General features: G+C 72.1%; 13 protein-coding genes. 9 read left to right on the top strand and 4 right to left on the bottom strand.

The window, feature by feature from the left end; all coding sequences use genetic code 11:
• Window positions 1-67: 67 nt before the first annotated feature.
• Window positions 68-793 carry a vWA domain-containing protein gene (locus SCNRRL3882_RS30405; protein WP_010039473.1) on the bottom strand — a complete coding sequence of 242 codons (726 nt, stop codon included), beginning with the start codon at window positions 791-793 and terminating at the stop codon, window positions 68-70.
• Window positions 794-908: 115 nt separating this feature from the next.
• On the opposite strand from SCNRRL3882_RS30405, the gene SCNRRL3882_RS30400 reads away from it, so the two are divergent.
• Genes SCNRRL3882_RS30400 through SCNRRL3882_RS30390 form a run of 3 tightly spaced genes read left to right on the top strand, consistent with a single transcriptional unit; the run spans window position 909 to window position 6879 of the window.
• Window positions 909-6089 (top strand): caspase family protein, encoded by a 5181-nt coding sequence (locus SCNRRL3882_RS30400; RefSeq protein ID WP_102514881.1) that lies wholly within the window; start codon window positions 909-911, stop codon window positions 6087-6089.
• Window positions 6086-6427, top strand: coding sequence for a hypothetical protein (locus SCNRRL3882_RS30395; RefSeq protein ID WP_010039468.1), 342 nt, complete (start codon window positions 6086-6088; stop codon window positions 6425-6427). Before SCNRRL3882_RS30400 ends, SCNRRL3882_RS30395 begins: the two co-directional genes overlap by 4 nt.
• Window positions 6424-6879, top strand: coding sequence for a hypothetical protein (locus SCNRRL3882_RS30390; RefSeq protein WP_010039466.1), 456 nt, complete (start codon window positions 6424-6426; stop codon window positions 6877-6879). The genes SCNRRL3882_RS30395 and SCNRRL3882_RS30390 overlap by 4 nt, the downstream gene beginning before the upstream one ends.
• 104 nt (window positions 6880-6983) lie before the next feature.
• Here SCNRRL3882_RS30390 and SCNRRL3882_RS30385 read toward each other — a convergent pair whose 3' ends face one another.
• The 3 genes from SCNRRL3882_RS30385 to SCNRRL3882_RS30375 all read right to left on the bottom strand — a co-directional run bounded on the left by SCNRRL3882_RS30385 (window position 6984) and on the right by SCNRRL3882_RS30375 (window position 14160).
• The gene (locus SCNRRL3882_RS30385) at window positions 6984-8447 is read right to left on the bottom strand and encodes a glutamate synthase subunit beta (RefSeq protein WP_010039464.1); all 1464 of its coding nucleotides are present in this window, start codon (window positions 8445-8447) and stop codon (window positions 6984-6986) included.
• Window positions 8440-13047, bottom strand: a complete 4608-nt coding sequence (gene gltB, locus SCNRRL3882_RS30380) for a glutamate synthase large subunit (RefSeq protein ID WP_078602821.1) — start codon at window positions 13045-13047, stop codon at window positions 8440-8442. Before gltB ends, SCNRRL3882_RS30385 begins: the two co-directional genes overlap by 8 nt.
• Before the next feature lie 381 nt (window positions 13048-13428).
• Window positions 13429-14160 (bottom strand): VIT1/CCC1 transporter family protein, encoded by a 732-nt coding sequence (locus SCNRRL3882_RS30375; protein ID WP_010039460.1) that lies wholly within the window; start codon window positions 14158-14160, stop codon window positions 13429-13431.
• Between the two features lie 227 nt (window positions 14161-14387).
• On the opposite strand from SCNRRL3882_RS30375, the gene SCNRRL3882_RS30370 reads away from it, so the two are divergent.
• The 6 genes from SCNRRL3882_RS30370 (at window position 14388) to SCNRRL3882_RS30345 (ending at window position 21296) form a co-directional block, all read left to right on the top strand.
• Window positions 14388-15449 (top strand): ADP-ribosylglycohydrolase family protein, encoded by a 1062-nt coding sequence (locus tag SCNRRL3882_RS30370; RefSeq protein WP_010039458.1) that lies wholly within the window; start codon window positions 14388-14390, stop codon window positions 15447-15449.
• Between the two features lie 194 nt (window positions 15450-15643).
• Window positions 15644-16726 (top strand): ADP-ribosylglycohydrolase family protein, encoded by a 1083-nt coding sequence (locus SCNRRL3882_RS30365; protein ID WP_050810233.1) that lies wholly within the window; start codon window positions 15644-15646, stop codon window positions 16724-16726.
• Window positions 16727-16733: 7 nt separating this feature from the next.
• Window positions 16734-17903, top strand: a complete 1170-nt coding sequence (locus SCNRRL3882_RS30360) for an ADP-ribosylglycohydrolase family protein (protein WP_010039453.1) — start codon at window positions 16734-16736, stop codon at window positions 17901-17903.
• On the top strand, window positions 17891-19300 hold the full coding sequence (locus SCNRRL3882_RS30355) for an ADP-ribosylglycohydrolase family protein (protein ID WP_010039451.1): 1410 nt from the start codon (window positions 17891-17893) through the stop codon (window positions 19298-19300). The genes SCNRRL3882_RS30360 and SCNRRL3882_RS30355 overlap by 13 nt, the downstream gene beginning before the upstream one ends.
• The gene (locus SCNRRL3882_RS30350; protein WP_010039450.1) at window positions 19297-20484 is read left to right on the top strand and encodes a CaiB/BaiF CoA transferase family protein; all 1188 of its coding nucleotides are present in this window, start codon (window positions 19297-19299) and stop codon (window positions 20482-20484) included. Before SCNRRL3882_RS30355 ends, SCNRRL3882_RS30350 begins: the two co-directional genes overlap by 4 nt.
• Window positions 20481-21296 carry an HpcH/HpaI aldolase/citrate lyase family protein gene (locus SCNRRL3882_RS30345; RefSeq protein ID WP_010039448.1) on the top strand — a complete coding sequence of 272 codons (816 nt, stop codon included), beginning with the start codon at window positions 20481-20483 and terminating at the stop codon, window positions 21294-21296. The genes SCNRRL3882_RS30350 and SCNRRL3882_RS30345 overlap by 4 nt, the downstream gene beginning before the upstream one ends.
• The last annotated feature ends 54 nt before the right edge of the window (window positions 21297-21350 follow it).

Here is a 21350-nt window from a genome sequence, read left to right as displayed (position 1 = left end):
GCCTGTGGGCGGCTGGCCCAAGGGGCGGGCGGGTCAGGCCGGGGGCGAGCGGGCCACTCGGGCGGGGTCAGGCCGGCCGCACGATCCCCTGCGCCCGCGCGGCCACCAGCCACTTCGGGAACTCGCCCACCAGCCGGTCGTACAGCTCGGCGTCCGGCACCTTCCGCGGGTCCTCGCCCGCGTGGAAGAACCCGGCGTTGTCGACGACCCGCTTGCCCGGCACGGCCAGCTCGTCGAGCTTGCGCAGGAAGTCGAACTGCTTGCTGCCCGGGTCGCCGAAGCCGATGAACTGCCAGAACAGCGGCAGCTTCGCCGCCTTGCACAGATACCGTTCCGCGGCGAGCTTGCTGGTGGGCCCGCCGTCGGTCTGGAAGACCACGAGGGCCGGCTCGGTGGCCCCGCTGTCGAGGTAGTGGTCGATGACGGCGTCCATCGCCAGGTGGTAGCCGGTCTTGCCCATGTGCCCGAGCCCGGCCACGATCCGCTCGATCCGTCCCTGGTGGCCGGCCAGGGCGATCTCGGTCTCGGCGTCGACGTCCGTGGAGAAGAACACCACCGGCACCGTGCCGTCGTCGTCGAGATGCGCCGACAGCCCGAGCACCCGGTCGGCCAGCGCCTGCACACTGCCGTCCTTGTAGTACGGCCTCATCGATCCGGAATAGTCGACCACGAGATAGACCGCGGCCCGCAGCCCGTCGAGGCCGTGCTTGCGGAGCGACACCCCGGCGCTCTTGTACAGGCCGGCCAGCGCGGGAGCGGTCTCCTCCACCTTGCTGAGACTGATCGCGGCCATCCGGACTCCCCCCTCGGTACCGGCTGTCGGTCACCGGACGGGACCTGAGAGTACGGCACCACGACCCCCACGCTCTGCGATGATGTCCTACTCGTGAAAAGCGTGAGGGGGACGAGTGGAAGCGGGACAGACCGAGGCCGCTGGAGCGGGCAGACGGCGGGCGTTGGTCGTCGGGGTGGGGCGGACCCCCGCGCTGGAGCGGGACGAGCATCTCGCCCGGCGTTTCCCCGCCCTGGACAGCGCCGTCGAGGACGTCGAACTCGTGAGCCGCGCGCTGCGCCAGTCGCACTACGAGGTACGGCCGCTGCACGACCCGGGCGGCCCCGAACTGCTCGGCGCACTCCAGGAGTTCTTCGACGAGTGCTCCCCCGGCGACACGGCGTTCCTCTACGTGTCCTGTCACGGTACGACCGTGGGCAAGCGGGACCATCTGCTGCCCGCCGACGTCCAACCGGGCCGCGTGGACCCGGCCGGCGGCCGGTCGCTCCTCGACCGGACCCTGATAGCCGCCGACCCCGAGGGACTGCTCGACGGGCTGCCCGCCGGCGTGACGACGGTCGTCTGCCTGGACATGTGCCGCACCGAGGAGCCCACGCCCCTGGCCGAGCAGAGCAGGACGACCGTGCTCTCGGCCACCGAGGACGTGTACTGGCTGTACAGCTGCAGCCGGGGCCAACGCTCCTACGCCGACCCCCAGGAAGGCAGTTGGTTCGGCCGGGCGCTCGCCAAGGCACTCGCGCCGACGACCCAGCCGACCACCTTCGCCGACCTCGTCCGCTACACCCGCACGGCGGTACGCCGGAACGCGTCCGACGCGGGCGTCATGCCGCCCACCGTCGACCGCTACTTCCCGCACGGCCTCAACGCGGACGGCCCCGGCCCCGTGCTGTGCGAGGGCGCGCAGGAGGCGTACCGGTGGACGACCATGATCGAGCAGTCGTGCCTGTGGCAGTACACGTCGGGCACCGCGGCCGTGCACGAGCGGGTCAAGAAGCGGCTCGGCGAGCTCGTCGAGCACATCGTGGACTCCCTCTCCACCGAGGGCGCGCACCGCGACGACCCGTGGACCGACCCCACGTATCCGGTCCGGGTGGTCGATCGGATGGAGATCCTGGTCAAGCGGGCCCGTCTGGAGGGCCGGGACCTGCTCTCGCCCGCCGAGACGGCGGCGCTGCTCGCCGCGCCCGTCGTGCAGGAGGGCATCGTCGCGATCGCGCTGGAAGAGCTGCGCAGGACGATGCCCGAGGGCATGGACGTCAAGAGCGCGGCGGACGACGACCTCGAGGGCCACGACCGCCTGGTGCGGGACGCCGCCCACGACGTGGCCCGCGCGCACTCCCAGGTCCGGCGCACGGTCGCGACGCTGCGCCGCCGCGGCCTGAGGGAACAGACGGCGGCAGCGGACCACTGGCTGCGGCACCGCTTCATCACCGACTGGGACCTGTTGTGGGAACGCACGGGCGACTACGCGGCCGTGGACACGATCCTCGACCTGCTGGTGAGCGCGATCCTGGACGCGGCCACCGACCCCACGGGAACACCGGTCAGGGAGACGACCAGGCTCACCATCGACGGCCAGGTGCGCCAGGTCCTCGGTCATCTGACGGTCCACCCGAGTACGAGTCCGCGCATCAACGACGCGCGCGGCGGCGACGACTGGAGCACCTACCCGCCGGTGCCCGGGAACCAGTGGCGCGCCTCGGACCTCGCCCGTCTGCTGTGGACGGCCGGCCTCCAGGCCGCCGACCCGCGCCGGATGTCGAGCGTCCTCGTCGACCATCTCGGCGCCCATGAACCCCTGGACCCGGACGACGTGGTGGCCGCCCTGTCCGCCGACTTCGGCTACGACGTGACGCCCCTGGGCGAACAGGACGACGGCGCCTACGAACTCACCGTCCGGTTCGCCTGCCCCCATCCGGCGCTGCACGTGGCCGTCGAGGAGCTCGCCGCGCGGACGAACGCGACCGTGAGCCTGCTGCACCAGGAGTGCCAGAAGGCCCGTACGACCCCGCCCGCCCTGCTGCGCGGATTCCCCGAGCGCGTCACCACCGACCAGCTCGTGCCCGTGGCCGAGCGGTACAAGCAGCCCCTGGAGCGCTTCCGGCTGGCCGAGGACGAGATCCGGCCCCTGCTGATGGGCACCCAGCTCTACGGCGATCCCATGCTGGCGGTGCGCGAGCTGTACCAGAACGCCCTGGACGCCTGCCGCTACCGCGACATGCGCCGGCAGTACGGCGCGGCGCAGGGGCGGCCCGAGCCCGACTGGCAGCCGAGGATCACGTTCACCCAGGGCTGGGACGCCGACGGCAGGCCGTACATCGAGTGCACGGACAACGGTTCCGGCATGAACCGCGCCAAGCTGACCTCGATGTTCGCCCGCGCCGGCAAGCGGTACGAGCAGGACCCCGAGTTCGTCCAGGAACGCCGCAACTGGCGCCGCGCCGAGCTCGGCGAGATGCCCCTCAACTCCCGTTTCGGCATCGGCGTGTTCAGCTACTTCATGCTGGCCGAGGAAGTCGTCGTCTGGACGAGCCCGGTGGACCACTACGGCCGTACGCTCCAACTGGAGCCGCTGCGCGCCGACATCCAGTCGGGCTCCGGGCTGCTGAGGATCGGCGAGGATCCGCATGTGGCGCTGGACGGCGGGACGCGGGTGCGGCTCTATCTGGGCGAGGACTCCACCGTCCCGCCCTCGCTGGTGGACACGCTCGAGTCCTTCCTGTGGGTGGCGGACTTCGAGGTGGAGGCACGGGAACTCACCAAGGACGACAGCGCGACGGCCGTACGCCACCGGCGCTGGGAGCCCGGAGCGCTCACACCGCCCACCCCCAAGCCCTGGTACGGCGACGCCGTCCAGGGCGCCCGCGACATCTGGCTGGTGCAGGGGCAAGGGGGGTGGCTGCTGGACGGAGTGGTCATCAAGGGCGCGCCGGAGTCGTGGGGCCACATCGTCAACCTGCGGGAGCGGCATCGGCCGGAGCCCAGTGTGGACCGCAACAGCCTGATCTCGTACGACGAGGAGGCGGTGACGTCCGAGTTGCTGGAAGCCGCGCCGAGGGCCGCCGCGCGGTGGCGGGAGGTCCTCCTGTCGTGGCTGTGGGCGCTGGCCACGAGGTCGCCCCGACTCGCCCTCGAAGTGCTCGACTCGCTGCCCGACGACACCATGGCCATCATCTTTCCCACGACAGCGCTCCCCGATCGGGCCCTGCCGCGTACGGTTCCCCTCGCGACCGTGGGGTGCCTGCCCATGGACGAGAGCGCGGGGAACAGCCGGGGCCCCTGGCGTGGACTGCTCGGCGAGTACCAGAGCGCGCTCGCCAGACAGTGGCAGAAGGCACGGCTCGCTCTCCACCAGGGGGGAAAGTCCTTCCTGCCGCCCGGGTACCCCCGCCCGTCCGGAATGGACGCGATCCTCTTTTCGAAGGAGGACTCCACCCCGCGCGGATGGGAGACGGTGCTGCGCGCCGCACACCTGACGGACACGCCGTCGGCAGAGCCGCTCAAGGCCCTCCGCCGCTACGCGATCCTGGGTATGGAGGTTCCCCCCACGACGGACATCCGCGCACTTCGGACCGCACGGCCCACGACGGAACTGGTGGAGCTGTCCGGGATGTGGCGCTCCATGCTGCTCGCGGGGTCCTGGAACGTGCCCGCCCTGTACGCTCCCCTCCTGCTGATCGCCGCGCGACACCGCATGACCCTCGGGGAGGCCGTCGCTCTCCTGGAGGAACTCCGGACCTGGCAGCCCGAGTTGCCGCCCCCGCCCGCCCTGGACGCCGACCTGGCCGCCGAGGTCCCCACCCGAGGTGACGCCGCGCTGCTGGTGAGCAAGGAACTGGACGAGGAACGGCATGTGTGGCCCGGTGAGCTGGGCGTCGTGGATCTTCTCGTCCGGGCCGAACCCGGAGTGCCCGTCAGCGACCTGGCGGCTCGGGTCCGGCGGTTCGAGCCGCTCGGCTTCTCGCTGCGGGAAGACCCCTCGCCCGCCGCCGTCGAGCACGGCCCACTCGATGCGATGGAGCGTTCCCTGTTCGCCCGGTCGGTCGGTGCCCGCCTGGACGTGACCCGGTGGCGTGGCGACGATCTCCGCATGGCCGACCTGCTCGTGCTGGCCGCGGAGTTGCAGACTCCGCCCGGTGAAGTGGCCGCACGCCTGAACGCCCTCACTCCGGTGACCGGGATTCGCGCCGACGAGCCGCCCGCCGAGGTGGCCGACTGGATCCCCTCCTCCCTGGCGGCCGAAGTACTCACTACGATCCGTCGCCGTGACACCGGTATCGCACCCTGGGAGTTCATCAGGGTCATCACCCGCAGGGCCTCCCGCACCCCGAGCCTGTCGCCCCGGTCGGACATCGACCTCGACGAGATCGAAAAGGTCCTGCGGCGCATGAGCACGGCCGGTCTCCTCGCCCCGGGCTTCGAGGACCGCATCGACGAGACCGTGCGGCAACTGGGGGTCTGGGACCACCCCCTCAACCGTGGACACGCGATCGGGGCGGCCGGCAGGCAGCTGGACGAGCAGGGTGTGACACCCCCGGTCCTCGTCCAGCTCAGTGCCTCGGAGCGACGCCCCATCGGCGACATCGTGCGGCGGCTGACGGGCCAGGACCAGATCCTTCCCATCGCCGTCACCCAGCCGGCCCCCGAAGTCCTGGACCTGCAAGCGACCACCCAGGACGTCACCGCGCTCCTGCGGCACCCGTCGGACGGCTTCCCGCCGTCCCTCCGGCTCCGGCGACTGCTGCACCACGCGTACGGCACACGCCGCACACTCGCCGCCTCCATCGAGCACCTCACCCGCTTCGTCCCGCTCGGCGGCCCGCCGCCCCCCTGTGCTCTCGACACCCCCGAGTTCGCGGCCGTGGGGGACCGCGCACCGGACCTGTTCGACCTCGCCGCCTTCAGCCCGGGTCTCCTCGGCGTCGACGACGAGTCCTGCACCCTGGGCCCCCTCGAACTGGTCCGCACCGCCGGCCGTTTCGACTGGACCCTCGGCAGGACGTACGACCGCTACGCCCCCTTCGCCTGCCTCGGCCTGGAGGTCACCGTCGGCAGGCCCGAGGGCGAGGTGGCCGAGCGCGTCCCCGACTGGCAGGACCTGATCATCCTCACGGAGCAGCTCACCGGCCGGGCCCCCGCCCTGACCGGCGCCGTCTCCCAGGACCACATCACGCTCTGCGCGGAGGAGACGGACCTGTTCGAGACCGAGGTGCGCGAGCGGCTGGCCCGGTACGCGGCCCTCTTCTCCCTCGACCTCCCCGCCGAAGCCCCTCTCCCGGAAGGCACCGCCGAGTGACGCCCCCGATCGAGTACGACCCCGACGCCGTCCACACCCCCGTCCTCACCTTCCGCTGGGTCGTGCGGAGGAACGGCGACGACGCCCAGTACGAAGCCTCCGGGACCTGCCCAGTCTGCAGCTGCCCGATGACGAGGACGTGGCCCTTCGGGCAGCCCCCGGTCGCCAAGGGCGGCTGGTTCGGCAGGCGCGAGGAGCCGGGGCCCGAGCCGTTCCACACCCTGTGCCAGTGCCGCACCCTGCACATGAACCGCCCCGCGAGCGAGCCGCGGGGGTGCGGCGCCCTGCTGACCATCGCGGCGCCGCCCTCGCCCGGGCAGTCCGGGGCGACGCCATGACCTTCACGCCCACGCCGCAGCAGCTCCGCGACGCGGACCGCCGCTGCCGCGAGATGGCTTCCCCGGAGCGACAGTTGCAGGCGGCGCTGCATCAGGCGGAGGGATACCGCAACTTCCTCGCCTCGCTCACCGGCCTGCTCGCGGCCGTGTTCGTGCTGAAGGGCCAGGAGGACCTGAGCAAGCTGGCGGACACCCCGCGCTGGTGGGTGATCGGGCTGCTGATCGCCGGGTTCCTCGCCCTGATCGCCGCTTCCTGGCTGGGCGTTCTCGCCGTGCACGGACGGCCCGGCGAGGAGATCCTGCTGGAGGCGGGCAGGCTGCTGCGGTACGAGAAGAAGCGGACGAAGACCATCTGGCTGCTGGTGGAGTGCGCGCGCTGGCTCGCCCTGGTCGGTGTCCTGTGCGTCGCCGCCGCGGTGATCGTCACCTGGGTCGCGCCCGGCGGCAAGTAGCGGGGAAAGGCGACAGCGCCTGCCCGGTCGTCCGGTCGGGGACTGTGGGGCAGGCGCTGTCGGTGTTCCGTACGCCGTTGTACGGGACGTCTTTTCGATGGCCGTCAGACCATCAGGGCCCGATCCGTCGGCCGGATCGGCGCCGGCAGTTCGCTGGCGCCCGTGAGGTGGCGGTCCACCCCGCGCGCCGCCGAACGGCCCTCGGCGATCGCCCACACGATGAGCGACTGGCCGCGGCCCGCGTCACCGGCGACGAACACGCCCGGCACGTTGGTCTGGAAGTCGGCGTCGCGGGCGATGTTGCCGCGCTCGTCGAGCTCCAGGCCGAACTGCTCGACCAGGCCGTTCTCCCGGTCGGTGCCGGTGAAGCCCATGGCGAGCGTGACCAGCTGGGCGGGGATCTTGCGCTCGGTGCCAGGCTTCGGGGTCAGCCGGCCGTCGATGAACTCCACCTCGGTGAGGTGCAGCCACTGCACGTTGCCGTCCTCGTCGCCCTCGAAGTGGGTCGTCGAGACCGAGTAGACGCGCTCGCCTCCCTCCTCGTGGGCCGAGGTGACCTTGTAGAGCATCGGGAAGGTCGGCCACGGCTGGTTGACCGGGTGCCGCTCGTCGTTCGGGCGGGGCATGATCTCCAGCTGCGTGACGGAGGCCGCGCCCTGGCGGTGGGCCGTGCCGACGCAGTCGGCGCCGGTGTCGCCGCCGCCGATGACCACGACGTGCTTGCCCTCGGCCGAGATCGGGGGCGCCACGAAGTCGCCCTCCTGCACCTTGTTGGCCAGCGGCAGGTACTCCATGGCCTGGTAGATGCCCTTGAGTTCGCGGCCGGGCACCGACAGGTCACGGGCCGTGGTGGCACCGACGGCCAGGACGACCGCGTCGTACCGCTTCTTCAGGTCCGTCGCCTTCAGGTCGCGGCCGATCTCGATGCCCGTGCGGAAGCGGGTGCCCTCCGCGCGCATCTGCTCGATACGGCGGTTGATGTGCCGCTTCTCCATCTTGAACTCGGGGATGCCGTACCGGAGGAGGCCTCCGATGCGGTCCGCGCGCTCGTAGACGGCGACCGTGTGACCGGCCCGGGTCAGCTGCTGGGCGGCGGCCAGACCCGCGGGGCCGGAGCCGATGACGGCGACGGTCTTGCCGGACAGGCGCTCCGGGATCTGCGGGGCGACGTCCCCGGTCTCCCACGCCTTGTCGATGATCGAGACCTCGACGTTCTTGATGGTGACCGGCGGCTGGTTGATGCCGAGCACACACGCCGACTCACAGGGAGCGGGGCACAGACGGCCCGTGAACTCCGGGAAGTTGTTCGTGGCGTGCAGCCGCTCCGAGGCGGCGGCCCAGTCCTCGCGGTAGGCGTAGTCGTTCCACTCGGGGATGAGGTTCCCGAGCGGGCAGCCGTTGTGGCAGAACGGGATGCCGCAGTCCATGCAGCGGCTGGCCTGCTTGCTGATGATCGGCAGCAGGGAGCCGGGGACGTAGACCTCGTTCCAGTCCTTGACGCGCTCCTCGACGGGGCGGGACTTGGCGACCTCGCGCCCGTGGTTCAGGAAGCCCTTCGGGTCAGCCATTGATCGCCGCCTCCATCATCTTCTCGTGGGTCTCGGTCTCGGAGAGACCGGCTCGCTCGGCGGCGTCCTTGGCGGCGAGCACTGCCTTGTACGTGCTGGGGATGATCTTACTGAAGCGCGCCACGCCTCCCGTGGGGTCGTCCCACTCTGCCAGGAGCTTCTCGGCGACGGTCGAGCCCGTCTCCTCCTGGTGGCGGCGGACCACCTCGTGCAGCCACTGCTTGTCGGTGTCGTCCAGCGCCTCGACCGCGTCCAGGTTGCCGACGTTGACGTTGTCGCGGTCGAGGTCGATGACGTACGCGATACCGCCGGACATACCGGCCGCGAAGTTGCGGCCCGTCTCGCCGAGCACCACCGCGTGACCACCGGTCATGTACTCGCAGCCGTGGTCGCCCACGCCCTCGGAGACGACCGTCGCACCGGAGTTGCGGACGCAGAACCGCTCGCCGACCTTGCCGCGCAGGAACATCTCGCCGCCGGTCGCGCCGTAGCCGATCGTGTTGCCCGCGATGACGCTGTACTCGGCGAGGTGGTCGGCCGCGCGGTCCGGGCGGACCACGATCCGGCCGCCCGAGAGGCCCTTGCCGACGTAGTCGTTGGCGTCGCCCTCCAGGCGCAGCGTGACACCGCGCGGCACGAAGGCGCCGAAGGACTGGCCGGCGGAACCGGTGAAGGTGATGTCGATGGTGTCGTCGGGCAGGCCCGCGCCACCGAACTTCTTCGTCACCTCGTGGCCGAGCATGGTGCCGACCGTGCGGTTGATGTTGCGGATCTGCACCTGCGCGCGGACCGGCTGGGCCTCGGTGGCGTCCGAGGCGGACAGGGCGTCCGCGGCGAGCTTGATCAGCTGGTTGTCGAGCGCCTTCTCCAGACCGTGGTCCTGGGCGATCAGCTGGTGGCGGACCGCGCCCTCGGGCAGCTCGGGCACGTGGAACAGCGGAGCCAGGTCAAGGCCCTGCGCCTTCCAGTGGTCGACGGCACGCGTGACGTCGAGGGTCTCGGCGTGGCCGACGGCCTCCTCGATGGAGCGGAAGCCCAGCTCGGCGAGGATCTCGCGGACCTCTTCGGCGATGTACTGGAAGAAGTTCACGACGTACTCGGCCTTGCCGTTGTACCGCTCGCGCAGCACCGGGTTCTGCGTGGCGATGCCGACCGGGCAGGTGTCCAGGTGGCAGACGCGCATCATGACGCAGCCGGAGACGACGAGCGGCGCGGTCGCGAAACCGAACTCCTCGGCGCCGAGCAGCGCGGCGATGACCACGTCGCGGCCGGTCTTCAGCTGGCCGTCGGTCTGCACGACGATGCGGTCGCGCAGGCCGTTGAGCAGCAGCGTCTGCTGGGTCTCGGCGAGGCCGAGCTCCCAGGGACCACCGGCGTGCTTCAGCGAGGTCAGCGGCGAGGCACCCGTGCCGCCGTCGTGGCCGGAGATGAGGACGACGTCCGCGTGCGCCTTGGAGACACCCGCGGCGACCGTGCCGACGCCGACCTCGGAGACCAGCTTCACGTGAATCCGCGCCTGCGGGTTCGCGTTCTTCAGGTCGTGGATCAGCTGGGCCAGGTCCTCGATGGAGTAGATGTCGTGGTGCGGGGGCGGCGAGATGAGGCCGACGCCCGGCGTCGAGTGCCGCGTCTTGGCGACCCACGGGTAGACCTTGTGGCCGGGCAGCTGGCCGCCCTCACCGGGCTTGGCGCCCTGCGCCATCTTGATCTGGATGTCGTCGGAGTTGACCAGGTACTCGGAGGTCACACCGAAGCGGCCGGACGCGACCTGCTTGATGGACGACCGGCGGGCCGGGTCGTACAGGCGCTCCGCGTCCTCGCCGCCCTCACCGGTGTTGGACTTGCCGCCCAGCTGGTTCATGGCGATGGCGAGGGTCTCGTGCGCCTCCTGGGAGATGGAGCCGTACGACATGGCGCCCGTGGAGAAGCGCTTGACGATCTCGGAGACCGGCTCGACCTCGTCGATCGGGATCGGCTTCCGGTCGGACTTGAACCCGAACAGGCCGCGCAGCGTCATCAGCCGCTCGGACTGCTCGTTCACGCGCTCGGTGTACTTCTTGAAGATGTCGTAGCGGCCGGAGCGCGTGGAGTGCTGGAGGCGGAAGACCGTCTCCGGGTCGAACAGGTGCGGCTCGCCCTCGCGGCGCCACTGGTACTCGCCGCCTATGTCGAGCGCGCGGTGCGCCGGGGCGATGCCGGAGGCCGGGTAGGCCTTGGCGTGCCGGGCGGCGACCTCCTTGGCGATGACGTCGATGCCGACGCCGCCGATCTTGGTGGCCGTGCCGTTGAAGTACTTCGCGACGAAGTTCTCGTCGAGACCGACGGCCTCGAAGACCTGGGCGCCGCGGTAGGAGGCGACGGTCGAGATGCCCATCTTGGACATGACCTTCAGCACGCCCTTGCCGAGGGCGTAGATGAGGTTGCGGATGGCCTTCTCGGGCTCGACGCCGGGCAGGAAGGTGCCGGCGCGGACCAGGTCCTCGACGGACTCCATCGCCAGGTACGGGTTGACGGCGGCGGCGCCGTAGCCGATGAGCAGGGCGACGTGGTGGACCTCGCGGACGTCGCCGGCCTCGACCAGCAGGCCCACCTGGGTGCGCTGCTTGGTGCGGATGAGGTGGTGGTGGACGGCCGCGGTGAGCAGCAGCGACGGGATCGGCGCGTGCTCGGCGTCCGAGTGCCGGTCCGACAGGACGATCAGCCGGGCGCCGTTCTCGATCGCGGCGTCGGCCTCGGCGCAGATCTCCTCGATCCGCGCGGCCAGCGCGTCACCGCCGCCGTGCACCCGGTACAGGCCGGACAGGGTCGCGGCCTTGAAGCCGGGCATGTCGCCGTCGGCGTTGATGTGGATGAGCTTGGCCAGCTCGTCGTTGTCGATGACCGGGAAGGGCAGCACGACGCTGCGGCAGGAGGCCGCGCTCGGTTCGAGCAGATTGCCCTGCGGGCCCAGCGACGAGCGCAGCGAGGTGACCAGTTCCTCGCGGATGGCGTCCAGCGGCGGGTTGGTGACCTGCGCGAACAGCTGGGTGAAGTAGTCGAAGAGCAGGCGCGGGCGGTCCGACAGCGCGGCGATCGGCGAGTCGGTGCCCATCGAGCCGATGGGCTCGGCACCGGCCTTGGCCATCGGCGCGAGGATGACGCGCAGCTCCTCCTCGGTGTAACCGAAGGTCTGCTGGCGGCGCGTGACGGAGGCGTGGGTGTGGACGATGTGCTCGCGCTCGGGCAGGTCGCCCAGCTCGATCTCGCCGGCCTCCAGCCACTCCGCGTACGGGTTCTCCGCGGCGAGCTGGGCCTTGATCTCGTCGTCCTCGATGATGCGGTGCTCGGCGGTGTCGACGAGGAACATGCGGCCGGGCTGCAGGCGGCCCTTGCGGACGACCTTGGCCGGGTCGATGTCCAGGACGCCGACCTCGGAGCCGAGGACGACGAGGCCGTCGTCGGTGACCCAGTAGCGGCCGGGGCGCAGGCCGTTGCGGTCGAGGACCGCGCCGACCTGGGTGCCGTCGGTGAAGGTGACACAGGCCGGGCCGTCCCAGGGCTCCATCAGGTTCGAGTGGAACTGGTAGAAGGCGCGCCGGGCCGGGTCCATGGAGTCGTGGTTCTCCCACGCCTCCGGGATCATCATCAGCACGGAGTGCGGCAGCGAACGGCCGCCCAGGTGCAGGAGTTCGAGGACCTCGTCGAAGGAAGCGGAGTCGGAGGCGTCCGGCGTACAGACCGGGAAGATCCGCTCGATGGCCTTCTCGTCGGACCCGAACAGGTCGGAGACGAGCTGCGACTCGCGGGCGACCATCCAGTTGCGGTTGCCCTTGACGGTGTTGATCTCACCGTTGTGCGCGACGAAGCGGTACGGGTGGGCCAGCGGCCAGGACGGGAAGGTGTTCGTCGAGAACCGGGAGTGCACGAGCGCGATCGCGGAGGCGAAGCGGCGGTCGGACAGGTCCGGGAAGAAGGGCTCCAGCTGGCCGGTGGTCAGCATGCCCTTGTAGACGATGGTCCGGGCGGACAGCGAGGGGAAGTACACGCCGGCCTCGCGCTCGGCGCGCTTGCGCAGCACGAAGGCCTTGCGGTCGAGGGCGATGCCCTCCGACACGCCGTCGCTGACGAAGATCTGACGGAAGACCGGCATGGTCGACCGGGCGGTGGCGCCCAGCAGCTGGGGAGCGACCGGCACCTCGCGCCAGCCGAGCACGGTCAGGCCCTCGTCGGCCGCGATCGTCTCGATCTGCGAGACGGCGTCGGCGGCGGAGTCCTCCGGCAGGAACGCGGTGCCGACGGCGTAGGCACCGGCCGCGGGCAGTTCGAATCCGGCCACGTCGCGGAAGAAGGCGTCCGGGACCTGCGACAGGATGCCGGCGCCGTCGCCGGAGTCGGGCTCGGAGCCGGTGGCACCGCGGTGTTCGAGGTTGCGCAGGACGGTCAGAGCCTGCTCGACCAGGGTGTGGGACGCCTCGCCGGTAAGGGTGGCGACGAAGCCGACGCCACAGGCGTCGTGCTCGTTGCGGGGGTCGTACATACCCTGCGCAGCAGGGCGAGCATCCATGAAGGACCAGTTCTGGCCATTCGCGGAGTGCTGGGACGGCTGGCGCGGCGTACGCATCGGCTCTCCCGTCGTCGTCATGTGGCATATGCAAGTGCCGAGGGACGACGTTGGCCCTCGCGTGATCGCAAAATTTCGTGCAGGTTACATGATGGAGCGGTTCTCGGGAACCGGGATAATCCGTTCCAACATGCGGACACCGGCGGCTCGCGGCGGGGGTACCGCACCGACGGTGGAAGCTATGGGGGGCCTGTACGGAACGACCGGGTGAGATCGATGCCCGTCGGACCCGAGTGCGGGACGGGCGTCTTCGCCCACCACACTGAGCGCGCCCACGGGCCTCGTTGCCCGCAGCGCTTACGGCTCATGCCCGGTGGTTGCGCATTCGAAACCAGCGAGTAACGGCTACTTATGCGGCCCATCGCATAAGTCCGAGCCGAGCTATCCTACGGCCGTCCCGAACAAGCTGCCCAGGGCGTACGTCACACCGGCCGCCGCACCTCCCAGCACCAGCTGCCGCAGCCCGCTGTACCACCAGGTGCGTGCCGTCACCTTGGCCACCACCGCGCCGCACAGGAAGAGCCCGAGCAGCGCCAGCAGCACGGCCGGCCAGAGGCTGCTCGCACCCAGCAGATAGGGCAGTACGGGGATCAGCGCGCCCAGCGCGAAGGAGCCGAAGCTCGACACCGCGGCCACGGTGGGCGAGGGCAGATCGCCGGGGTCGATGCCCAGTTCTTCCCGGGCGTGGATCTCCAGCGCCTGCTCGGGGTCCTTCGACAGCTGCCGGGCGACCTCGTCGGCCAGCCGCGGCTCGACCCCGCGCGCCCGGTAGAGCGCGGCGAGCTCGGCCTCCTCGTCCTTCGGGTGCTTGCGCAGCTCGCGCCGCTCCACGTCCAGCTCGGCCTCGACGAGCTCGCGCTGCGAGGCGACGGAGGTGTACTCGCCGGCGGCCATGGAGAAGGCACCGGCGGCCAGGCCCGCGAGTCCGGTGAGGACGACGGTGTGCTGGCTGACCGAGCCGCCCGCGACACCGGTCATCAGGGCCAGGTTGGAGACGAGGCCGTCCATCGCGCCGAACACCGCGGGACGCAGCCAGCCGCCGTTCACGTCCCGGTGGGTGTGGTTGTCCCGGTGCGCCTCGTGCAGCGCCGCCTCGGTCTCGATGATGGCCATGAAAAATCCCCGATCCCCTTGCCGAACCAGTTTCCCTGGACACGTTCCAGATTTTTACAACACCCAAAGTACGCCGTGAATTCCATTGCCGCCAGCAAGGAAAGGCTGGGCTAACCTGCGGTTTTACCCTTCAGTGCTCACCTGATGACGATCTTGCACAGATGTCGACCGGGTGATGCTGTGGCTCCCGAGGCTCGGGGCGGTCGCCGCAGTGGGACACATCCCGTATGGCATCGATCGCCTGCATCCCCTCCGTTCCGGCGCCCGGGGACGCCGCAGAACTCCGCGAACGGGCACGCGGCGCCCTGCTCGGCCTGGCCGTCGGTGACGCGCTCGGGGCCCCGGCCGAGAACCTGAAGCCCTCCGAGATCCGCGCGCGGTGGGGCCGTATCACCGGCTACGTCGCCGAGAACCCGGCCGGCACGGACGACACCGAGTACGCGATCTTCTCCGGCCTCCTCCTGGCCCGGCACGGCTCGGCACTCACCCCGGCGCACGTGGAGGCGGCCTGGCACGAGTGGATCGCCGACCGCGACGAGGGCCCGTTCCGAGGCGCCGGCTTCAGCGAGCGCGGCACGCTGGAGAACCTGCGCCGGGGCCTGGCCGCCCCCATCTCCGCCCAGCACCGGCACGCCTGGAGCGACGGCCTGGCCATGCGCGCGGCACCCTTCGGGGTGTTCGCGGCGGGCAGCCCGGCGGAGGCGGCCCGGCTGGTGGCGATCGACGGCTCGGTGAGCCATGACGGCGAGGGCATCTACGGCGGGCAGGCGGTGGCGGCGGGCGTGGCGGCGGCGATGGCGGGCGCGCAGCCGGTCGCGGTCGTGGCCGCCGCCCTCGCGGTCGTGCCCGACGACTCCTGGACGGCCCGCTGCCTGCGCCGCGCGGTGGCGGTGGCCCACCTCGGCGAACGCGCGGTCCGCTCCGCGGTCGTCATCGGCGGCTACCCCTGGACCGACCTGGCCCCCGAGGCGGTCGCCCTCGCCTTCGGCGCGTACGCGGCGGCCGACGGCGACTTCGAGCAGTCCGTCCTGACGGCGGTGAACATGGGCCGCGACGCGGACACGACGGCGGCGGTGGCGGGCGCCCTGGCGGGGGCCACGCGGGGCGTCTCGGCGATCCCAGAGGCCTGGAGGACCCCCATCGGCCCGGTCCGCGGCCGGTGCCTCCCGGCGATGGCGGGTTACCACGTACTGGACGTGGCGGACCTGCTGACACCGGCGGTCAGCGGCCCGGAGCCGGTGCCCAGGGACTTCGTCCTGGCGGCCGACGGAACACAGGCCCCTTCATGACGGCACGCGAACCGGCGGCCGCCGACGGCGGGGACGCCCCACCGGAGACCACGGCCCCACGGGAGACCACGGCCCCACGGGAGACCAGGGCCCCACGGGAGACCACGGCCCCACGGGAGACCAGGGCCCCACGGGTGACAGTCACGAGCGGTGCGCGGGTGGGAGACAAAAAGGCCGAAGGCCTCCTGCTCGGCATGGCCGCCGGCGACGCCGCCGGCTGGCCCGCCGCCCGCCACCGAGCCGCCCGCATGCCCGACTGGACCCGCCGCCTCACCCGCGAACTGGACACCTTCGCCGAACACAACGCCACCACCACCCTCCCCGTCCCCATCGCCCTGAACCAGCCCCCCGAGCCCCTCCGCCTGGGCCCCTCGGACGACGCCGAATGGGCGGCCTTCGCCGCGGAAGCCCTCCTTCGCGCGGGCGACGACACCGTCCTGAACGACCTCAGCCGAGAACGCCGCATCCGCGCCGCGATCGACCTCACCTGGAACGCCATCGCCTGCGAAGTTGCCGCCGCGGCGGACCGCGCGCCGGAGATCGAGTCCGCCGTCCTCCCCCTCCGGGCCCGCATCTCCGTCCGCGCCGGCCTCGGCAACCTCGCCACCGGCCTGCGCCCGCCCGCCACCGGCCACGACAACCCCCACTACTTCGACGACGCCGCCTGCGTACGGGCGTGCGTCCTGGCCGTGGCCCACCCGGGCGACGCCCGACGCGCCGCCGACCTCGCCGAGTTCGACGCCCGTTACACCCAGGACGGCGACGGCGTGCACGGCGCCCGCGCGATGGCGGCGGCCCTCGCCCTCGCCCTGGCCGGCGCGGACGTCGACGCCTGCGTCACCGCCGCGCTCGCCGAGCTGCCCGAGGAGACGGAGATCGGCCGCAACGCCCGGCACGCGCTGCACCTCGCGGCCGAGGCGGACAGCGCCTTCGCCCTGGTCCCGCCCCTGGAACACCAGATCGTCGACCACGTCTACAGCTACGGCATCGCCGCCGCCGAAACGGTCCCGGTCGCCCTGGCCCTGGCCACAGCGGCCCGCGGCCGCATCGCGGAGGCGGTCCCCGCCGCGGCCTGCCTGTCCCGCGTCGCGGACTCCGCCCCGGCCCTGGCGGGCGCCCTCACCGGCGCGCTGGGCGGCGGCGCGTCGATCCCGGCCTCCTGGCGGGAGACCTGCCGCACGCTCTCCGGCTGCGTCCTGCCCCGTCTCACCGGCACGGACCTAGTGGAACTCGCCGGACTTCTGGAAGCCGCACAACCGGCCCGCCCCGGTGGATGATGCGGCCATGCAGCCCAAACCACACCAAAACGCCACACTCGACGAGCGGATCACCGGAGCCCTGGTCGGCGCCGCCGTCGGCGACGCCCTCGGCGGCCCCGTCGAGGGCTACTCGCCACAGCAGATCCTGGAACGCCACGGCGGCCGCGTCCACGGCATCGTCGGCCCCTGGCACGGCGACGACTGGCGCACGGCCCGCCCCCTCGCCCCGTACCACAAGGGCGACGGCCACGTCACCGACGACACCTTGATGACGCACGCCCTGGTCCGCGTCTACGCCCGGGTCCGCGACCACCTCGACGCCTACGCGATCGCCGACCACCTCGTGCCCGACCTGATGACCGAGGCACGCTGGATCCCGGAGCTGGAGACCGAGGCCCTCCCGCTGCACCGCGTCTTCCTGGCGGAGAAATGGCTGGTGACCAGGATCCACTACGGCCATGCCGACCCGCGCGAGGCCGGCACCGGCAACATCGTCAACTGCGGTGCGGCGATGTACATGGCCCCGGTCGGCCTGGTCAACGCGGCCAACCCGCGGGCGGCCTACACCGAGGCCCTCGACATCGCCGGCGCGCACCAGTCGTCGTACGGCCGTGAGGCGGCGGGCGTCCTGGCGGCGGCGGTCGCGGCGGCGTGCACGCCGGGAGCCACCCCGGACTCGGTCGTCTCGACCTGCCTGTCCCTGGCGAAGGACGGTACGCGCACCGCCATCGAGCGGGTCTGCGAGGAGGCCTCCCGCCACACGGACTTCGAGTCGGCACTGGGCCCCCTGCGCGAAGCGGTCGCCCCCTACGACACGGTCGGCCCCGACTACCGCACGCCTTCCCTCGCCGCCCGCCGCCCCTCCCGCCTCCACGCGATCGAGGAACTGCCGGTAGCCCTGGGCATGGTGCTCGTGGCTCGGGGCGATTACCACCACGCGGTCCTGGGCGCCGTCAACTACGGCCGCGACTGCGACTCCATCGCCACGATGGCCGGCGCCCTGGCCGGCGCCCTGGGCTCGCCCGTCCCCCAGGACTGGGCCAAGACGGTCGCGGAGGCCAGCCGCCTGGACCTGTGGGAACCGGCCACGACCCTCACGGCCGTCACCCGCGAGATCTTCACCCGGGACACCTCCCGCCGCCGCTCCCACGAACAGGCCTTCGCATCCCTCGGAGGCCCGGAATGCTCCGCCTGACCTGGGTCCAGCCGGAGGACCTGATCGGCCACGAGCTGCGCCAGGCGACGCAGGACGGCCGAGAACCGTCGAGGATCGCGTCCCGCTGGCGAGCGGCAGGCGGCCCGGAGGCCCCCCGAACCGCAGGCGCGTCCCCGACTCCGGTGTCCCGTTACCTCCGCCAACTGGCAGAAGACCTCCTGGACGAACTGGCGGACCTGCCAAGCGCCTTGGCGGACGACGAACCAACGGACCTGACAGCGATCAAGTCCCTGTGCCCGGCTTGGCCATTCCGTGGGAGGGTGGGCGCAGGCGGCACCCCGCCAGCGCGGGCGAGCGACCCGCCCCCCACCCCAGCCATCACGCCGCAACACCTGGAATCCGCCTGGCTCGGCCGAGCCGTCGGCTGCCTCCTGGGCAAACCGGTCGAAAAACTCCCCCTGGACGCCATCCGCCACCTGGCCAGGTCCACCGGCAACTGGCCCCTCACCACCTACTTCACGGCCCGGGGCGTCCCCCGGGAACTCCTCGCCGCACACCCCTGGAACCGCCGCTCGGCACAATCCTCCCTCGCCGAGAACATCGACGGCATGCCCGAGGACGACGACCTCAACTACCCCCTCCTCAACCTGATCCTCCTGCAACGCCACGGCAAGACCTTCACCACCACGGACGTGGCCCGCACCTGGCTCGACGAACTCCCCGCCGGCCGCACCTTCACCGCCGAACGCATCGCCTACCGCAACCTCCTCACCGGCCTGGAACCCCCGCACACCGCCCGCCACCGCAACCCGTTCCGCGAATGGATCGGCGCCCTGATCCGCGCCGACGTGCACGGCTGGACCAACCCCGGCGACCCGGCCACCGCCGCGGAACAGGCCCACCGCGACGCCACCCTCACCCACACCGCCAACGGCGTCTACGCGGCGATGTTCACAGCGGCCACCATCGCGCAGGCCGCGACAGGCGAACACGACGTCCACACCTGCCTGCGCACCGGTCTCGCCGTCGTCCCGCCACGCTCCCGCCTCGCCCGAGCCGTCCACCACGCCGTCCGACTGGCCTGCGAACACGACGACTTCGACACGGTCGTCGACCACCTGCACGCCACCCACGCCGCCACCCACCACTGGGTGCACGCCGTCCCCAACACGGCCCTCATCGCCGCCGCCCTCACCCACGCCGACGGCGACTTCTCGGGCTCCGTCTGCCGCGCGGTGAGCGGCGGCTGGGACACCGACTCCAACGGCGCGACCGCCGGCAGCATCGCTGGCCTGCTGGCCGAAGACCCCGCTGTGCTCCCCGACCGCTGGACGGCCCCCCTGAAGAACCGCCTGGCCACCTCCATCGGCGACTTCAACGGCATCGGCTTCGACACCCTCGCCCACCTCACACACCGGGAGACCCACCGCTCATGACCGCGCCCCTCACCGGCCTCCGCGTCCTGGACCTCGCCACCCTCTTCGCCGGCCCGCTCGCCGCCACCCTGCTCGGCGACTTCGGCGCGGAGGTCGTCAAGGTCGAGCACCCGTCGAAACCGGACCCGTCCCGCGGCCACGGCCCGTCGAAGGACGGCGTGGGCCTGTGGTGGAAAATGCTCGGCCGCAACAAGCGCACCATCACCCTCGACCTGTCCAAGCCCGGCGGCCGCACCACCCTCCTGCGCCTCGCCGCCGGCGCCGACGTGATCATCGAGAACTTCCGCCCCGGCAGCCTGGAGAAGTGGGACCTGGGCTGGCCGGAGCTGTCGGCCGCCAACCCCCGCCTGGTCCTGGCCCGCGTCACCGGCTTCGGCCAGTTCGGCCCCTACGCGCACCGCCCCGGCTTCGGCACCCTCGCCGAGGCGATGAGCGGCTTCGCCGCGATCACCGGCGAACCGGACGCGCCCCCGACGCTCCCGCCGTTCGGCCTGGCCGACTCCATCGCGGGCCTGACGACGGCGTACGCCGTGATGACGGCCCTCGCCGCCCGGGACAGGACCGGGGAGGGCCAGGTCGTCGACATGGCCCTGATCGAGCCCATCCTGGCCGCCCTCGGCCCCCAGCCCCTCTGGTACGACCAGCTCGGCCACGTCCAGCCCCGCACCGGCAACCGCTCCCCCAACAACGCCCCGCGCGGCGTCTACCGCACCGCGGACGGCACCTGGGTCGCCGTCTCGACATCGGCCCAGTCGGTCGCGGAACGCGTGATGCGCCTGGTGGGCCGCCCGGAACTGATCGACGAGCCGTGGTTCGCCACGGGTGCCGACCGCGCCCGCCACGCCGACGTCCTGGACGAGGCGGTCGGCTCCTGGATCGCCGCACGCACCCGCCCGGACGTCCTGGCCGCCTTCGAGAAGGCCGAGGCGGCCGTGGCCCCGGTCCAGGACGTCCGGGACGTGATGGCGGACCCGCAGTACCAGGCCCTGAACACCATCACCACCGTCGACGACCCGGAGCTCGGCCCCCTGCGCATGCAGAACGTCCTCTTCCGGCTCTCCGCCACACCCGGCGCGATCCGCTGGGCCGGCCGCCCCCACGGCGCGGACACCGACGAGGTCCTCACCGAACTGGGCCTGTCCCCGGCCGACCTCACGGCGCTGCGCGCGGAGGGCGCCCTGTGACGGCGTTCCCGCTCACCTGGCTCTACGCCCCGGGCGACCGCCCCGACGTGGTCGCCAAGGCCCTCACCTCCGGGGCCGACATCGTCGTCGTCGACCTGGAGGACGCCGTCGCCCCCGACCGGAAGGCGTACGCCCGTGCCGCGACCGCCGAGCTGCTCGCCGACCTGCCGCCGGTCCCGGTCCACGTCCGCGTCAACGCCCTGGACAGCCCCTGGGGCGAGCAGGACATCGCGGCCCTGGCCCCGGCTCCCGGGCTCTCCGGCCTCCGCCTCCCCAAGATCAGCTCGTCCGCCGAGGTCACCCACGTCGCACGCCGAGCCGCTCGGACCGACCTGTACGCCCTCCTGGAGAGCGCCCTGGCGGTGGAACAGGCGTACGCCATCGCCGGCGCCCACCCGCACCTGCGCGGCATCGCCCTCGGCGAGGCCGACCTGCGGGCCGATCTGGGCGTACGCGACGACACCGGCCTCGACTGGCCCCGCTCCCGGGTGATCGTCGCGGCCCGGGCCGCCGGCCTGCCCCCGCCGGCCCAGTCGGTGCACCCGGACACCCGCGACCTGGAGGGCCTCGCCGCCTCCTGCGGCCACGGCCGTGCCCTGGGTTTCCTGGGCCGGGCCGCGATCCACCCCCGCCAGCTCCCGGTGATCGAACGGGCCTATCTGCCCACCGAGGCGGACGTCGAGCAGGCGGAGACGGTCCTCAAGGCCGCCGCCGCGGACCGGGGCGCCCAGGCCCTCCCGAACGGCCGCTTCATCGACGCGGCGGTGGTGACGGCGGCCCAGCGCACCCTGTCCCTGGCCCGCCGCCGCTGACGCGCCCGGCACGCTCCGAGGGCGCCCGGAACGTTCCGGGCGCCCTCGGCGGTG

It is taken from the genome of Streptomyces chartreusis NRRL 3882, assembly GCF_900236475.1.
Classification (GTDB): Bacteria; Actinomycetota; Actinomycetes; order Streptomycetales; family Streptomycetaceae; genus Streptomyces; species Streptomyces chartreusis_D.
The sequence above is the reverse complement of the archived record's forward strand: the minus strand, read 5'-3'. Positions and strand labels throughout refer to the sequence as shown.

Coding starts and splice junctions, on each gene's coding strand:
- SCNRRL3882_RS30350 (WP_010039450.1), top strand. CDS start 19,297: ATGACCGCGCCCCTCACCGGCCTCCGCGTCCTGGACCTCGCCACCCTC.
- SCNRRL3882_RS30355 (WP_010039451.1), top strand. CDS start 17,891: ATGCTCCGCCTGACCTGGGTCCAGCCGGAGGACCTGATCGGCCACGAG.
- SCNRRL3882_RS30385 (WP_010039464.1), bottom strand. CDS start 8,447: ATGGCTGACCCGAAGGGCTTCCTGAACCACGGGCGCGAGGTCGCCAAG.
- SCNRRL3882_RS30405 (WP_010039473.1), bottom strand. CDS start 793: ATGGCCGCGATCAGTCTCAGCAAGGTGGAGGAGACCGCTCCCGCGCTG.
- SCNRRL3882_RS30375 (WP_010039460.1), bottom strand. CDS start 14,160: ATGGCCATCATCGAGACCGAGGCGGCGCTGCACGAGGCGCACCGGGAC.
- gltB (WP_078602821.1), bottom strand. CDS start 13,047: ATGCGTACGCCGCGCCAGCCGTCCCAGCACTCCGCGAATGGCCAGAAC.
- SCNRRL3882_RS30360 (WP_010039453.1), top strand. CDS start 16,734: ATGCAGCCCAAACCACACCAAAACGCCACACTCGACGAGCGGATCACC.
- SCNRRL3882_RS30370 (WP_010039458.1), top strand. CDS start 14,388: ATGGCATCGATCGCCTGCATCCCCTCCGTTCCGGCGCCCGGGGACGCC.
- SCNRRL3882_RS30365 (WP_050810233.1), top strand. CDS start 15,644: ATGGCCGCCGGCGACGCCGCCGGCTGGCCCGCCGCCCGCCACCGAGCC.
- SCNRRL3882_RS30390 (WP_010039466.1), top strand. CDS start 6,424: ATGACCTTCACGCCCACGCCGCAGCAGCTCCGCGACGCGGACCGCCGC.